We start from the raw sequence: 14,748 nt of genomic DNA, 5'->3' as shown, positions 1-14,748 counted from the left end.
CCACCAGACGAAAGCTGGTGAGTCCGGCGTCGTCGTGCTACGAAGCCGACGCCGAACGTCGCGTAACTGTCACCACACCATCGCGGTCGCGGGCCGCGTGATACGCACGCGACGGCGACATATCACTGCTATACTTCTTGTGAGCGGTCTTATTAGTCGTCGTCCCCGACCATTCGTCCGGGCGAGTGGTGGGGAGTTCCCGCAAGCTCCTCTCGTGTCGCTTCGGAGAGTTCCCGCCACATGGGAAGCTTCGCGTGTACCCACCCACGCGTCGCATAGATAATCGCTTCGCCGTGGTCCAGTCGCTGTAGTTTCCCAGCTATCGGTTCCTTGGAGACGGTCTTCGTGACTGGCTTGCCGTTCACGGTTGTCTCATCGCGAAACGAGTACCGTACCTGGTCGCTGGTTCCGAGCCGGTCGCGGACGTATTCGACGGTCCGCTGGTCACCCGACCGGAGATGCATCTCCTGTGTGAGCCCACTCAGAATCGAATCGACCGTCGCGTCGCCGTACTTCCGGGCGAGCTGTGAGAGGCTCTGGACCCCCAGGATGGCTTGGGTCTGTTGGGCTCGTCCCGTGGCCACGAGTGTATCGAGCACCTCCAACTGTGGGACACGAGCAAACTCGTCGAGGACGAAGTACCCGCCTCGGTCGGGGTCGGCGATCATGAGTTGGCTGGCTCGGTCAATGAAGAACTTGTAGATGGGGCCCATTCGATCACCCTCCTCAATCGGATAATCGAGCAACAGTAATCGATTATTTGGGTTTTCGATGTACTCCCGGATCGAAAACTCGCCGTCCGCTGTTGCGAAATCTCCCGTGAGCACCTCCCGGACAATCGGTTGGAGCGTCGAGTACACTCCGACCGATTGCTTCGATGCGTCCGGGTTGATAGCGCTGATTGCCCCGCGTAGATCCTTGTGCTCGTCACTGTCGAGGAGCTGGTGGACGCCCTCGTTCCCGAAGCGATCACTTTTCATACTACTACGAGTTGTGATTAACCGAGAGACGGCAACGGGGCGCTTGCTGTGTCCGAGTTTCTTTCGGGGCCGATAGTTGCCCCTCAAGCGAGCTGTAGGTGGCTCAGAATCAAATCCGGAGAGTTACCTTGCCCATTGTGCGGAAGCGGACTCTCGAGAGTGCCCAGAGAGCGTTAGCCCACTATACTTATCAACTGGAGTACCGAATTACGAATGCCGCGCGGGGCTGAACAGACCCCTACCGCGGGTTCAATGTTGTGTCAACCGACGCAGCGGGGGCGAGACGCACGTTGTGTGTCGCCCCGTGACCTATCCGTCGAGCACCGGCAGTGTCGGTGACTCGTCGAGAGGGCTGGGGAGCATAGTAGTGTCAACAGCGCCGTGGCTATCGAGTGTTGCGATAAAAAACAGCAATCACGGACTGCGGTGCCGTGTTATGGGACTTCGCTCGACGCGAGTGTCTGGGACGAGCCACCGCCTTCTGCTGTCCAGATAACACGGACTTCATTGGCACTGCTCGAAATGGTCAATGTGTTCGTCGATTCGCCCGCACTAACACTACTGTCACTCCCAGTACTCCAAGCGACAGTAGTATCTACGCCATTCACGCTGAGTCGTGCCGGGTTAATAGAGTCACCACCGTCATGCGTGATGGTCACATCATTACCATTACTCGTGTAGTCGAAGCTGAACTGTGTCGTCGGTGTACTCTGGACGTTATCGCCGAGTCCGAGGACAAACGTGCCGATGACAGCTGCCAGAATCACCGTGATGGCAACCATCAGAATCACGCCGATGACGGGTGAGACGGCCGAATCGTCGTTGAATAGTTGTTTGATGTTCATTGGATTATGTTATGGTGCTTCCGCACTGGCGAGAGTTTGCGATGATCCACCGCTCTGTGAGGTCCACACGACACGGACTTCTGTAGGCGAGCTGAGGCCGCTGGAGAGTGAGTGCGTATCACCAGCAGTGACATCGTCGCTGCCATCCCAGTCACTGGGACTACCACCAACAACAACCTCAAGCTGGTCGGCCGGAATAGCGTCACCACCCTCGTGGGTGATTTGCTCGTCATTGAAGTCGATATCGAACTATGCAGTCGGTGTACTCTCGACGTTATCGCCCAAGCCGAGGACGAACGTGCCGATGACGGCTGCCAGAATGACAGTGATCGCCACCATTAGTATCACTCCAATAACGGGTGATACTGCCGAGTCGTCGTCGAACAGATGTTTGATTTGCATGTTAGTTTGTCAACCAGCGCGTCAGACACCGAGCCAGAGCAAGGATTTTTGAGCACGGCACGCAACCGTACTCTTGAAGCAGGACAGATGGTGACTGTCCCGCGGCTCTCTCCTTGCGGACTCGTTAACGGCCGCGAGCACAAGCCAGTGGCCGCGTCAGCGCGCGGTCTACATAAATTATGCCGCCCTTATTGATAAAACCCCCGCTCATTCTCCCGGTTTGAGACTCCATCTAAGTATCAAAACGGCAGCGTAGGCTATCTATACTGGAGCTTTCCAAGCAACGACGAATATCTACGACCGCTGTTCCAGTTGCGACGCCGACCTTTCCGCGCACGGCAGTGTCGATTTCTGTCCAAACTGTGGTTCGAAACAGTGACGCTACGGACAGCTCCCCGGTACGACGCAAAGCTTCAGAGATACCACCGATACGCTGAGAGCAGATTGCCGGTGTCACGGGCCGCAGCTGTCGCCACGATTCAACGCTTCATACACACTGTCACTTGCAAACCCCCGCACAGAAGTGGTATCGGAGCGTATATACGCGTAGTTATTTTTATCATGCGGAGTAGTATCATTCATGTCCGTCGTCCGGGTGGCATACGTGGCGGGGTTCACCCTCGCTGCCATAGCCTGTTTCTTCAGCCTCCGCCGGGTGTCCCGAGTCACTGATCCGGATACACGACGGGGACTCGGGGCGTTGCTGGGATTGAGCGGACTCTGGGGGGTGACCCACGTCGGCCGTCTGCTCCCCGTCTCGCCGGGAGTGCAGATCACGTTTTACGTTGCCGGTCTCGTCGTTGGTCTCGCAACCATCGGGGCGTGGCTGTACTTCTGTTCTGCCTACACCGGCCACGACCACCACCGCCGCCCGTGGATTCGCCGCACTGCGCTCGGACTCTACCTCGGGATTATCAGTATCAAGATCACCAACCCGCTCCACGAGTTCTACTTCACCACCACAACGACAACGCGGCCGTTTGCACACGTGGTGATCGAACTCGGGACGATTCACTGGATCGTCACTGGCCTGTCGTATGCACTGGCTGCGATCGGGTTTTATCTCCTGTACGAGATGCTCAGCAGCTCAAAATCGGACGCTCGGGTGCTCGGGGTGCTCGTGGCGACCACCGCCTTGCCGATTATCTTTTATCTGCTTACGCTTTTGGACACTGGCGGCCTGATTACGATTCACTACGAACCGCTCGGGGTCGCGGTGTTCGCTGTCGGTGTGCTGTATTTCGTCAACGAACAGTTCACTGCCATCCCGCGGTTCTGGCGAACACAGATCATCGACGGAATCGACGAAGCCATCGTCGTCACCGACGATAGCGGCCACGTCCGGGACTACAACCGGCGTGCGCTCGCGATATTTCCAACGTTGCAAAGCTGTGAGGGTACACCGCTTTCTGCTGCCGTGCCGTCGCTGGCGTGTGCGGCTGAGGAAGGCGGTGAGATCATTACCGTCGGAGAGTCCGGTGCCGACACGGAGCGGTATCTCTACGTCACCAAGACGCCGCTGACCCAGGTCGACATGGTCGTCGGACAGGCCGTGGTGTGTGCAGACGTGACAGATTTGGAACGACAGCGCCAACAGCTCAAGCGCCAGAACGAGCAACTCGACCGGCAAAACGAGCAGCTCGACGCTTTCGCTGACGCGATTACCCACGAGCTACGGAATACACTGACGATCGCGATGGGGTACTTCGAGATGATCGCCGAGGAGCGACCGGAACAGGGGATTGGCAACGATGAGGCAGTCGAGACCATCAAAGAGACTCACGAGCGGATGGAACACATCGTGACCGACTTAGCACGGTTGGCCCGCCGCGGACAGACGATTGATGAGACTGAAGAATGCACGCTTGATTCGGTAGCTGCAGACGCATTCACCGACGTCGGTCCGGACGAGTTGTCGCTCCGCAACTGCGAGGGCGTCTCGCTCCGGGCAGATCGGTCGCTGCTGCTCGAGTTGCTCTCCACCGTCGTCCGCTTCGCTGATCTCAACGGCGCGTCCGAACTGGCCGTCGAATCTGGCGAGTCCGTCCTTACCGTTACGACAGACGGGGAGCCGATACCGGCAGACGACATAGAAGATGTGTTCGCGTACGGCGAGGCGAAGCCGTCTGCCCAGACCGGAATGCTGTTTCCGACGAAGCGGGCAATTGCGAGCAGTCACGGATGGACGGTCGATATCGACCCGACGTACAGTGAGGGAGTTCGGATCGAAATCGGTGGCGTGGAGCTACTTCCCGCGACCGAGTGAGTCGTCTCGTCTCTGGGAGGATTCGGCACGGGTGAGATTGCATTCGATATCCTCGTCGAGTTCGTACGGCACCTCCCGCCGGGAGACGGGAGCACACGATTCCGGGAGCGATTCCCTCAGGCGCGAATGCCCCAGAAAAACGCGATTCCGAGGACGGTCACGATCGAGAGGAGAAACTGCAGCGGTGCCCCGACCCGGATGAAATCAGAGAACGTGTATCCGCCGGGACCGTAGACGAAGAGGTTCGTCTGGTAGCCGACCGGCGTCATGAACGCCGTCGAGGCTGCAAACGTGACTGCCAGAACGAACGCGAACGCGTTCGCCCCGATTGACTGGGCGGCGTTGGCGGCCACTGGAATCATCAACACAACGCTGGCGTTGTTGCTGATGACACTCGTCAACAAGCCGGTCGCGAGATAGAAGACCCACAGGACGCCGATTGGTGGCAGAAACACCGACGTCGCAGCGACGGCGTCTCCGAGCAGCGCCGCAGCGCCCGTCTGTTGTAAGGCAATGCCGAGCGGAATGACGCCGGCGAGGAGGAATATCACGTTCCACTCGACCGAAGAGTAGAGCTCAGTCGGCTTGAGAACGCCAGTGAAGATCATCGCCACGACGCCGGCGAGGGCTGAGACGACAATCGGGAGGATATTCAACGCCGGCAGTGCGACTACGCCGGCGATAATGCCGACCGCGAACGGAATCTTCTCGCTCCGGTAGGTCACCTCGTCGAACTCGTGAGCGACGATGAAATCCTCGTTCTCGACGAGGCGGGTGAGGCTGTCGGGCGGTGACTGCACGAGGAGAGTGTCGCCGACGCGAATGTGGATGTCTTCGAACCGGTCTCGGACGACATCTCCCCGGGTGCGAAACGCAAGCACGTTCGCGTCGTAGCGCTGTCGGAACGACGAACTCGTCAGGGTCTCGCCGATGAGAAAAGACCCCGATGGGATGACGACTTCGACGAGGACCGGTTGTTCCTCTTCGGGATGCAGTTCGTCCTCGGTTCGCGGACCGCCCGAGAGTGTGAGCCCTTCCGCATCCATGATGTACTCGAGCGTCTCTCGGTTCGTCCTGAGCCGGAGCGTGTCGTTGACATCTATCTCTTTTCGAGCCAGCGGTTCGTCGAACTGCTCGCCGTTTCGAATCAGCTGTAACACATCGATGTCGAGGTCTTCGTCCCCGAGCGCCTCCTGGACGGTCTGACCGACCAGCGGCGAGTTCGCCGGGACGATCACGTCTGCGAGATACTCCTGGAGAGCATACTCCTCGACGAGGTCCTCGTTAGCCGGAATCCGTTCGGGAATGAGTCGGACGCCGATCGTCATGAGATAGAGAGAGCCGATGGCGAAGACAACGACGCCGAGTTTGGTGAACTCGAACATCCCGAACGCCGTCAATCCGAGTTCCGGCGACGCTGCGCCGAGCTGGGCTGCGATGTCGCTTGCGAGGATATTCGTCGACGTCCCGATGAGCGTGAGCGTTCCGCCGAGCATCGAGGCGAACGACAGCGGCATCAGCAGCTTCGACGGTGACGTTTTCCCCTCGTGTGCGAGATCAGCGATCACGGGAACCAGTATCGCGACGACCGGCGTGTTGTTGATGAACCCCGAGACCGGACCGGTCACCCCAACCGTGGCGGCGAGTTGCTTTCGGCGGTCGGTCCCGGCAAACGCAGCCATCTTCCGGCCGAGCAACTGGACGATGCCGGTTCGGTTGATTCCCGTACTCAGGATGAGCATCGCCAGGACCGTGATGGTTGCCGGGTTCGCGAACCCAGAGATCCCCTCTTGCGGCGATATCTGCGTCCACGGTTCGAGTACCATCAACAGCACCATGATCAGGATAGCGGTGACGTCAATCGGGAACCGTTCGGTCGCAAAGAGCACGAGAGCCAGGAGAATGAGAGCAAAGACGACGAGCATCTCCGCAGTCACCGGTGTCGAAGCCAGCCCTTGGGTCGCCAACGGAGATAAGAAGAAAGACACACTGTGTGGAGGCGGTTGCGCGGGAAAAGGTCTGGTATCCCGACCAGCCAGACGACCGGTGGTCCAGTTGTGGCGTCCGATCAGATAGCGCTGCTCGGTGCCGGAGTACACACGGTTCAAGAGGCAGAAGGTTTCTCCGTCTCGCGCTCCTCCCTGTTTGAGAGTGGTTGACGCTATCAGAACGTACGCTGACTACGAGACATTCGCTCGCAGGTGGCACTCAGAGACGCTCACAGACCACGAGGTGACTCTGGAGACGGCACGACAGCGAGGTCTCATCAGCGAGCGAGATACGCATCGACTGTGGGAACTGTTGGGCCTCCTAAACGAAGATGACGTATTTATCCAGCTTCCGGAATGGCTCGTCAACGAGAAAACCGACGATGTGCAGGTACGCTTGGCCACCACATTTGTTGGGTCTATCTCCCGGGAAACCGAGGACGCAGTTCTGTTCAAGGACTCTTCGCCGGGTCGTCATCTCGTGCAGATTGCACACAAGATACGCTCACTCGAACACGGCGTGGAAAACGCCGCAGTCGACAGCGACCGCCGAGAGCGATTGCGTGATATGCTACAGGAGGAGTATCAGCGATTCGAGAAACGGGACGATGCCCCGTATCTCGCTGACGAGTGGCTTCCGAAATCTCAACTCACCGCGGTCGTCCGACGGGGAGAGTAGTCCGCCCCACAGTCTGGCCCCCAGTCTTAGAATAAAACGCTCACGTGGCTCGTCCACGCCCCGCCCATCAATCGTACCACTCCGTTTGACACGCAGTACTGAGGTCCGTGGGCACTGGCCCGGATTGCTCTCCAACTCGGACACCGTCGTCCGGCAGTTGGAGCGACCAGCACCACTCCCGGGAACGAGTGGTGTTTCACACGGAGGGCGTTGGCGGTGAATCTCCGACGGAGAGAGCCGAGATCGGCTTCGACGCCGAACATTATCTCACTCGTATAAAGCACTTGTCGCACCATGTGAAAGCCCATTCCGGGCTCCGACCATCATCCATAGTGTGAACGCCACGCAAGAGACGGGTCCCGAGTTTTCACTCCCGGGTACCGAAGGCGAGGGAACCCAGAAATACAGCCTGAACGAATACACCGAGGAGGGGGGCGTCGTTCTCATCTTCTATCCATTTGACTTCAGTCCCGTCTGTACAGATGTCATCTGTCATTTCCGTGATGCAGAGTTTCTCTCATTTACGGATAACGTGGACGTGTTCGGCGTCTCGCTCGACTCGTGTTATGCCCATATGCGATTCATCGAAGAATACGACATTCCATTCCCGCTGTTGAGCGACACCACAGTGACGGTGACCGAAAGGTACGGACTCGCTTACGACGAGTGGGAACACCACGAGGGCGTCCCGAAACGAGCGCTGTTGACAATTGATGAGACGCGCAGCATTCGCTACAAGTGGTTGACGGAAAACGCATATGAGAGTCCCAGCTACGACGAACTCCACCAGACGGTCCTCTCGCTGGAGGACCGCAGTCGGTGATCACACGTTAGAGCGCCCCCTCGTCAATGGTCGTGGATACGGGTGCCGGTCACAACAGCAACGGGAAGCCACTCAGTCTTTCTCCGCGTTGACTAACAGCGTGTTCTGCACCAAGGTAGCGATGCCTCGTCGGAGCCGTTCGGTAACCGCTTGATCTGAAATATCGAACCGCTTCGCGAGTTCCTGCGTTGAGACTTCACGCGGGAGCGAGTAGTACCCCGACTCCACTGCATACGAGAGTGTCTCGCGCTGTGGCGGCGTCAACCCGAACCAGGGGCCGGCATCGGGCCTCGTGGGATTGTAGATATGTTTGATCGACACCTGGATTTCCTGTTCGATGTAGTACTCTTGGAACGCCGAAAGCGCCTCGTGGGTCGGAAACCTGAGTTCAAGGCTCCACCTGTCGGCCGTTCCGGTCGCGTTCAACAGGACTCCGCCCAGGTTCAGAATCGTCTGTAGCACCGAGTCGTCGGCTGGTTCCCAGTCCAGAGCGTACAACAGTTCATCGTCGTGTGAATTGACGAGCTGGATGTCGTGAACCGATGGATGTTCTCGGACGGTGCGTTCGAATGTGTCCCGCGTGCCGTTGTGGATTCGAACGAACGGCGTGGGTTTCCCACCTAAGGGGACCATCGTTTCCACGGTGACCTGTGTGGGCTCTTCGACCCGGAGAATCTGCCCCAATTCGAACGCGTCAGCCGGAATGGTTAACTCAACGATAACGGCCATTAGATAGAAGACTGTTTCGTAGCGACTGTGGTAAAGACTCGGTAGAGACGATGTCTGGACGGAATCGAAAACATGGTGTACCATGCGTTTCGGTACTCCTATGGGTCGTGGCGGCATACAAAGAGCTGTAGAATCTCACGGCTGTGGTTCCCCCTGTGTGCAAAACAGACACACGTTACAGGGTGGTTGTGTCACCGTCTGAGGCTGTTTCCCACTATGACAACCGATCGCACACTCGATAACGAAATTTCAAGCACAGAAGACTTTGAAGCTGCACTCCGGCAAGTAATCCTCGCCGCCCTCCGGAACGATATCGATCTACGGGGGACGCGGGATTATCACACTGATGGGGCTACGCCTGACGTGGAAGTCATGATCGTTGAACTCCGGAGTAATGGCTGAGAGGGATACGATGAGTAATCTCGGAGTCGAGCCCCGAGACGCTCGGACTGCTCCGATCGTTGGGTATGGTTTATAAACCATGGCAGACCATCCAGGGAACGCTTTTGAACGGAAGCTGACGACTCAACATGGTCGTTCCTCACGAGGCTTCTGATTCCGACGCTGATCGCTCAGGAGTAAGAGAGGCTGCTTCCCGTCGTCTCATCGAGGGTGTCGCCACGCACGCGATTTTCAATCTCGATTCGGACGGGAACATTCTCACCTGGCCCGCTCCGGCCGAACAGCTCTACGGATACGACGAGACAACGATTCTCGGTCAGCACGTGCGGACGCTGTTTGCAGACGAAGCCAGAGCAGAGCCTGATTCGCTTCCAGATGAATTCTTCTCCCAACCGAAGGTAGACCCAGTTGCGGTCGAACAGTGGCATCGGCGGAGGGACGGGTCCGTCTTTTGGGGAGCGCTCACGCTGTCTCCGCTGTGGAACGATACGTTCCACGGGTACGCGGCGGTCAGTCAGGATACGACGAGCGAAAAAGAGTACGAGCGCATGCTGGAGCGACAGAACGACCGGCTCAAGGAGTTCACCGACATCCTTGCACACGATCTGAAGAATCCGCTGAGCGTTATCGACGGTAATCTGACCCTGTATGAGGAAACCGGTGAGGAAAAGCACCTCGAGACGGTCCATGAGACGACTGAACGGATGGCCCACCTCGTTGACGACCTCCTTCGTGTCGCACAGCAGGGTGATGTCGTCACCGATCCGGAGCCGACCGACATCGGTGCTGTCATCGAAATGGCGTGGGAAAATTTACCTGGGGTATCCACTGCGAGTCTCCACTACGAGTCCGTTGAGTCAGTGAGTGGCGACCCCGAGAGACTCTGTGAGCTGTTCGAGAACCTCTTTCAGAACAGCGTGAATCACGGGGGAAACGACGTGACAGTTCGAGTTGGCCCGCTCGAGAGCGGATTTTATCTTGAAGACGACGGGCCGGGCATCCGTGACGAAGACAAAGCGGAGGTTTTCGATCATGGATTTACAACCAGAAGCGACGGACACGGGTACGGGCTCTCAGTCGTCCGGACAATCGTCAACGCTCATGGCTGGGATATAATTGCCGCGGATGCGCAAGCGGGCGGTGCGCGGTTCGAGGTTACCGGAATCGATTTTCTCGACTGACGCGCTCCGGAGAATCCCCCAGGTAAGACACCGAAGAAATCGACGACGTCCGACTGCAGAGCCGCTACGGACGCGACTCGAACGTCTTCCTGATTCCTCCGGCCGCAGTCGAAGACAGTATCGGGGAAGGACATTCGGTATCGGAGCAATGTCACCAATGTGCGTTAACAGACACATAACCGTCTCAGCTACCGAGGTCTCATCGCTGTCCTCCTGAAACGTTACAATGGTCAGTCACACAGCGAATCAGACATTAACACATATATCCGGCAGCCGTGTCTCCGATGTTATATGCAATTCTGTGGCGAATGTCGTTCGATGATGCACACGGAGGGTGACACGTGGGTGTGTCGCTCCTGCGGGAACGAGGAGCCCCGAGACTCACAAGCGGAAGCGGCGATGACGACCCGAGACGGACAGCAGGACGACGGCGGTCCCGACGTGGCCGACGCGACCCAGGACTCCACCGAGACGATGCAGGAGTCCTGTCCGGCAGACGACTGTGACAGCGACGAGGCCTACTACGAGATGATACCAAAGCCGGGCGGCTCCTACGAGGTTCGGCTGTTCACCTGTGTCGAGTGCGGCTACAAGTGGCGTGACTGACGGCCCAGACACTGGCCGTGGGGTCCGAGTGTGACGACCACACCGGGCCGGGAGAACGCGCGCTCATCGTCTCAGACAACAGCGCGCTGGCCCGAGTACCGTCTACCGTAACGGCGAACGCCTCCGGTGGGTCGTAGACCGGCTGGGACACCAGTGTGGGGAGTCCTCGCGATTCAGTGCGGAGAGGACTCATGGCCCCAAGCCGGTTGTAACGACATCAGCGAGTAATCGGCCATTGTCCGTAGTGAGCCTTCTGTTCGGATTACTGCTGTAGCCCGGCGTTCGGTGTATCCCGCTCGACACTCTCAACACCGTCGTGAGCGATCATAATACGCCTACCACACGATGGCTAAAAATATAAAATATCGTATGAATGAATGAATATTCCTACACGTGCCGGCTCACTCGGGTCATCTGTATGGCGAACAGGCGGGGGTGAAGCTCCTAATGCGGTCGCCCGCGAGTTTCAGGTATGGTGGACCTGACAGACACATTCATCGAAGACCGGAACCGGATTCAACCGAACCACGCGAACAACCTCGGTACCGCCCACGGGGGAAACGTCCTTCGGTGGATGGACGAGGTCGGTGCGATGAGCGCGATGCGATTCGCCGCCGAGCCCTGCGTGACGGCACACATCAACTCCGTGGATTTTGCGAGACCGCTCGAACTCGGTGACATCGCGCTCATCGAGGCATACGCCTACGCGGCGGGTCGGACGAGCGTCAGAGTTCGGGTCCGGGCCTACGGTGAGGATCCACTCAACGGGAACAGCGAGGTCACGACCGAGTCGTACTTCGTGTTCGTCGCCGTCGACGATGACCGCAATCCCGTTCCGGTCCCCGAGCTAACCGTCTCGACTGAAGACGGTGAAGAGCTTCGAGAACGAGCGCTGGCCGCCGAGTAGCTGCTGAAGTGCGGTGCCCGAGCCGAGTCCAGCCGTCCCCAGTCCGAATGCTGTGCCACTCGGGCGTTCCTCGCCCAAACAGATGGGTCGTCGAACAGAGCGGTCCAACAGCAGATATCTTTTCAAATCCCCGCAGTGACAGCCGGAGTAGCATGAGCCCACCGCTCCACCGCCAATCAGCAGCAGGCCTCGCACGCGAGACCCGTGCGGGCGACCGTTCGGTCACGACTGTTGTCGAGGAGACACTCGCACGGATTGACGCGCGAAACGACCGCACAAACGCGTTCGTCACCGTCACCGCCGAGCGCGCTCGCGATGCCGCAGCGCAGGCCGAACAGGCGCTCGCTGACGGCGAGCCAGTTGGCCCGCTCCACGGCGTCCCGATCGCCATCAAGGACCTGGACGACGTCGAGGGCGTTCGTACAACCTCGGGGTCACTCCTGTTCGACGACCGTATCGCGGAGCGGACGGATCCGTTCGCACAACGGCTCATCGACGCCGGCGCAATCGTCGTCGGGAAAACAAATACGCCGGAGTTCGGGCTGGGGTGTACGACGCACAACCGGGTTGCTGGCCCTACTGGGACGCCGTTCAATCCGGACTACATCGCCGGTGGCTCGTCGGGGGGCGCTGCGGCTGCGCTCGCAGACGGTCTCGTTCCCCTCGCGCAAGGCTCGGATACCGGTGGGTCGATTCGGACTCCGGCCTCCTGCTGTGGCGTGTTCGGATTCAAGCCGACCTTCGGCCGTGTGCCGATTGCAGACACGCGCGACGCATACAGTCACCACACGCCGTTCAGCCATATCGGTCCCTTGGCCCGCACGGTCGAGGACGCAGCCCTCATGCTCGACGTGATGGCGGGTGTGCATCCAGCCGATCCCTTCTCGCTGCCGACCCCAACCCAGTCGTTCACTGCTGCCGTGCACGACCCGATCGATGACCTCTCAATCGCCTACAGCCCCGATTTGGGTGTGTATCCGACTGCCGACTCGGTTCGCACGCTTGTCGGCGAGGCCGTCGACGCGTTCGACACGGCCGGTGCAACTGTCGAGCGCGCCGATCCCGAGTTCGGGCTGTCAAACGAGGATATCCTCGATGCGTACTACACCTTCGCGACAGTACTGTGGGAAGGGCTGCTCGACGGGCTCACCGAAGAGGGGTTGGACCCGCGGGGAGGTGACCGTGACAAGCTGACCGACTCAACGGTCGAGACGATTCTGGACGCCGAGTCAGTGTCGACGCAGGCGCTCACAGCGGCCCAACGCGTCCGCACACAGGTACTACGGGGGATGACCGACCTGTTCGACGAGTACGACCTCCTCGCGTGTCCGACGCTCGGCGTCCCTCCGTTCGAGATCGGTGAGTTACCGACCGAAGTCGCCGGCGAGTCGGTCGAGCCACGCCGTGGCTGGCTTCTCACCCAGCCGTTCAACATGACTGGACAGCCGGTGGGTACGCTCCCTGCGGGTCTCACCGACGACGGGCTACCCGTTGGCTTCCAACTCGTTGGGCCGCGGCTTGCAGAAGACAGAGTTCTCGCAGCCAGTGGCGCCTACGAGCGCGTGCGGCCGTGGCGCGACCGGTATCCGGCCTGACCGCCAGAGCCGGGAGACCGACTCGACGTCCGAGCGCGTAACTCGGGCAGTCGGCGTCCCGTCTCCCGGGGGCGGCGACCGTCACTAGCTGGCAGTTCGCATACGGGGACAAGACATGAGTGGACACGCACGGACCAGCCGATAATGGAGTATCTCATCTCTGATCTCCATCTCGACCACGCTAACGTCATCGACTACTGCGACCGGCCGTTCGATTCCGTCGAGGGGATGAACGAGACGCTGGCCGAACAATGGAACCGTGAGATCGCTCCGGGCGATAGCGTGGTGTACGGTGGGGACCTGACGATTCGGTCAACAGCAGCCGCGCTTCTCGACTGGCTCGAACGGCTCAACGGGGAGGTCGTGTTCGTCCTCGGCAACCACGACGACGTCGTCATGGACCGGTTAGATCACGTTCAGTTCGTCGACGAAACGAGGTTCACCCACCGCGGCGTCCCGTTCCACGTCGTTCACGACCCAGCAGATGGTCCATCGAACCCGGCGGGGTGGCTCCTCCACGGACACCACCACAACAACTGGCCGGAGCAATTTCCGTCCATCAGCCACGACGCACGGCGAGTCAACCTCTCGGCAGAGCTATTTGGGTATCGACCGCTGGCAGTCGATCAGTTGGTCGAGTATCTCGCCCGTGGTGAGCGGTTCAGCGACCGAGCAGCTGCTGAGCGGGCGCTGCACAGTTGAAAAAATTGAAACGAGTGTCTGTCGCCAGTGGCGACAGTGTAATCGTAGTTAGAGTCGAACGACGTTCGATGCGCGAGGTCCCTTGGGGGACGACTCGATATCGAACTCAACCTCGGTTCCTTCGGTCAGGTCGTCGCCGCCGACGTCTTCCATGTGGAAGAACACGTCTTCGTCGTCATCGAGGTCGCCGTCGTCAGTCGAAATGAAACCGTAGCCGCCAGTGTCGTTGAAGAAGTCAACTTTGCCGTTTGCCATTACAAACAAACAGAGACCCGTTCCGGGGATAACCCTTCCGAGAGTCAAGGTACCACGGCACCCCCGCTAACAAAACAACAGTTTCGTGGAGGAGAGTCCTATCGGAGGATGGTGCAAACCGACTATTAGCTCGCGATTGTCGGCTGAATGAGACGGGGGGAAACATCTCGGAGGGGCCGCTCCGTTCGGGAGCCAGAGCAATTGACACTGACCGAACACGTGAGCGACGGTCGGCCGGAGCCCGCAGATACCGAGAGCATGTATAAGCTCTTCTCCCACCGTTCCACCGACACGCCAGCATGCAGAGTCCCCGACCGCTGTCTGGCGTGGCTCGCCGACCGAAGCGCGTAGGATGAAGGTAGGCGAATCACGACAGGCCCAGCCGACT

The 14,748-nt window shown here is 59.2% G+C and carries 13 protein-coding genes and 1 pseudogene; 8 read left to right on the top strand and 6 right to left on the bottom strand.

The window, feature by feature from the left end; translation table 11 throughout:
• Positions 1-152 precede the first annotated feature (152 nt).
• The 3 genes and pseudogenes from DMP03_RS10955 to DMP03_RS14965 form a co-directional block, all read right to left on the bottom strand.
• Complete coding sequence (locus DMP03_RS10955) at positions 153-980, bottom strand: type IV secretory system conjugative DNA transfer family protein (protein ID WP_152120700.1); 828 nt, start codon at positions 978-980, stop codon at positions 153-155.
• Between the two features lie 434 nt (positions 981-1,414).
• Positions 1,415-1,825: a type IV pilin gene (locus DMP03_RS10950; protein WP_152120699.1), complete on the bottom strand. Its 411-nt coding sequence runs from the start codon at positions 1,823-1,825 to the stop codon at positions 1,415-1,417.
• Positions 1,826-1,834: 9 nt separating this feature from the next.
• Positions 1,835-2,227 (bottom strand): annotated as a pseudogene (locus DMP03_RS14965) (type IV pilin).
• Positions 2,228-2,807: 580 nt separating this feature from the next.
• Here DMP03_RS14965 and DMP03_RS10940 point away from each other — a divergent pair.
• Positions 2,808-4,493: a histidine kinase N-terminal 7TM domain-containing protein gene (locus DMP03_RS10940; RefSeq protein ID WP_152120698.1), complete on the top strand. Its 1,686-nt coding sequence runs from the start codon at positions 2,808-2,810 to the stop codon at positions 4,491-4,493.
• Between the two features lie 116 nt (positions 4,494-4,609).
• Here DMP03_RS10940 and DMP03_RS10935 read toward each other — a convergent pair whose 3' ends face one another.
• Positions 4,610-6,418, bottom strand: coding sequence for an SLC13 family permease (locus DMP03_RS10935; protein ID WP_152120777.1), 1,809 nt, complete (start codon positions 6,416-6,418; stop codon positions 4,610-4,612).
• 226 nt (positions 6,419-6,644) lie between these two features.
• On the opposite strand from DMP03_RS10935, the gene DMP03_RS10930 reads away from it, so the two are divergent.
• Positions 6,645-7,160 carry a hypothetical protein gene (locus DMP03_RS10930; protein WP_152120697.1) on the top strand — a complete coding sequence of 172 codons (516 nt, stop codon included), beginning with the start codon at positions 6,645-6,647 and terminating at the stop codon, positions 7,158-7,160.
• 334 nt (positions 7,161-7,494) lie between these two features.
• Positions 7,495-7,983: a redoxin domain-containing protein gene (locus DMP03_RS10925; RefSeq protein ID WP_172967135.1), complete on the top strand. Its 489-nt coding sequence runs from the start codon at positions 7,495-7,497 to the stop codon at positions 7,981-7,983.
• A 72-nt stretch (positions 7,984-8,055) separates the two neighbouring features.
• On the opposite strand, the gene DMP03_RS10920 is transcribed toward DMP03_RS10925, so the two are convergent.
• On the bottom strand, positions 8,056-8,712 hold the full coding sequence (locus DMP03_RS10920) for a helix-turn-helix domain-containing protein (protein WP_152120776.1): 657 nt from the start codon (positions 8,710-8,712) through the stop codon (positions 8,056-8,058).
• A 530-nt stretch (positions 8,713-9,242) separates the two neighbouring features.
• Here DMP03_RS10920 and DMP03_RS10910 point away from each other — a divergent pair.
• From DMP03_RS10910 to DMP03_RS10890, 5 genes are all read left to right on the top strand, one after another.
• The gene (locus DMP03_RS10910; RefSeq protein WP_152120694.1) at positions 9,243-10,295 is read left to right on the top strand and encodes a sensor histidine kinase; all 1,053 of its coding nucleotides are present in this window, start codon (positions 9,243-9,245) and stop codon (positions 10,293-10,295) included.
• A gap of 291 nt (positions 10,296-10,586) precedes the next feature.
• Positions 10,587-10,901, top strand: a complete 315-nt coding sequence (locus DMP03_RS10905) for an RPA12/RPB9/RPC11 RNA polymerase family protein (RefSeq protein WP_152120693.1) — start codon at positions 10,587-10,589, stop codon at positions 10,899-10,901.
• Between the two features lie 472 nt (positions 10,902-11,373).
• Positions 11,374-11,808 (top strand): acyl-CoA thioesterase, encoded by a 435-nt coding sequence (locus tag DMP03_RS10900; protein WP_152120692.1) that lies wholly within the window; start codon positions 11,374-11,376, stop codon positions 11,806-11,808.
• A 152-nt stretch (positions 11,809-11,960) separates the two neighbouring features.
• Positions 11,961-13,403 (top strand): amidase, encoded by a 1,443-nt coding sequence (locus DMP03_RS10895; protein WP_152120691.1) that lies wholly within the window; start codon positions 11,961-11,963, stop codon positions 13,401-13,403.
• A 144-nt stretch (positions 13,404-13,547) separates the two neighbouring features.
• On the top strand, positions 13,548-14,105 hold the full coding sequence (locus DMP03_RS10890) for a metallophosphoesterase (protein ID WP_152120690.1): 558 nt from the start codon (positions 13,548-13,550) through the stop codon (positions 14,103-14,105).
• Between the two features lie 48 nt (positions 14,106-14,153).
• On the opposite strand, the gene DMP03_RS10885 is transcribed toward DMP03_RS10890, so the two are convergent.
• On the bottom strand, positions 14,154-14,360 hold the full coding sequence (locus DMP03_RS10885; protein WP_152120689.1) for a cold-shock protein: 207 nt from the start codon (positions 14,358-14,360) through the stop codon (positions 14,154-14,156).
• Positions 14,361-14,748: the final 388 nt, after the last annotated feature.

It is taken from the genome of Halosegnis rubeus (genome assembly GCF_009184545.1).
Lineage (GTDB): Archaea > Halobacteriota > Halobacteria > Halobacteriales > Haloarculaceae > Halosegnis > Halosegnis rubeus.
The sequence above is the reverse complement of the archived record's forward strand: the minus strand, read 5'-3'. Positions and strand labels throughout refer to the sequence as shown.

Coding starts and splice junctions, on each gene's coding strand:
- DMP03_RS10955 (WP_152120700.1), bottom strand. CDS start 980: ATGAAAAGTGATCGCTTCGGGAACGAGGGCGTCCACCAGCTCCTCGAC.
- DMP03_RS10950 (WP_152120699.1), bottom strand. CDS start 1,825: ATGAACATCAAACAACTATTCAACGACGATTCGGCCGTCTCACCCGTC.
- DMP03_RS10940 (WP_152120698.1), top strand. CDS start 2,808: ATGTCCGTCGTCCGGGTGGCATACGTGGCGGGGTTCACCCTCGCTGCC.
- DMP03_RS10935 (WP_152120777.1), bottom strand. CDS start 6,418: ATGCTCGTCGTCTTTGCTCTCATTCTCCTGGCTCTCGTGCTCTTTGCG.
- DMP03_RS10920 (WP_152120776.1), bottom strand. CDS start 8,712: ATGGCCGTTATCGTTGAGTTAACCATTCCGGCTGACGCGTTCGAATTG.
- DMP03_RS10910 (WP_152120694.1), top strand. CDS start 9,243: ATGGTCGTTCCTCACGAGGCTTCTGATTCCGACGCTGATCGCTCAGGA.
- DMP03_RS10905 (WP_152120693.1), top strand. CDS start 10,587: ATGCAATTCTGTGGCGAATGTCGTTCGATGATGCACACGGAGGGTGAC.
- DMP03_RS10900 (WP_152120692.1), top strand. CDS start 11,374: ATGGTGGACCTGACAGACACATTCATCGAAGACCGGAACCGGATTCAA.
- DMP03_RS10895 (WP_152120691.1), top strand. CDS start 11,961: ATGAGCCCACCGCTCCACCGCCAATCAGCAGCAGGCCTCGCACGCGAG.
- DMP03_RS10890 (WP_152120690.1), top strand. CDS start 13,548: ATGGAGTATCTCATCTCTGATCTCCATCTCGACCACGCTAACGTCATC.
- DMP03_RS10885 (WP_152120689.1), bottom strand. CDS start 14,360: ATGGCAAACGGCAAAGTTGACTTCTTCAACGACACTGGCGGCTACGGT.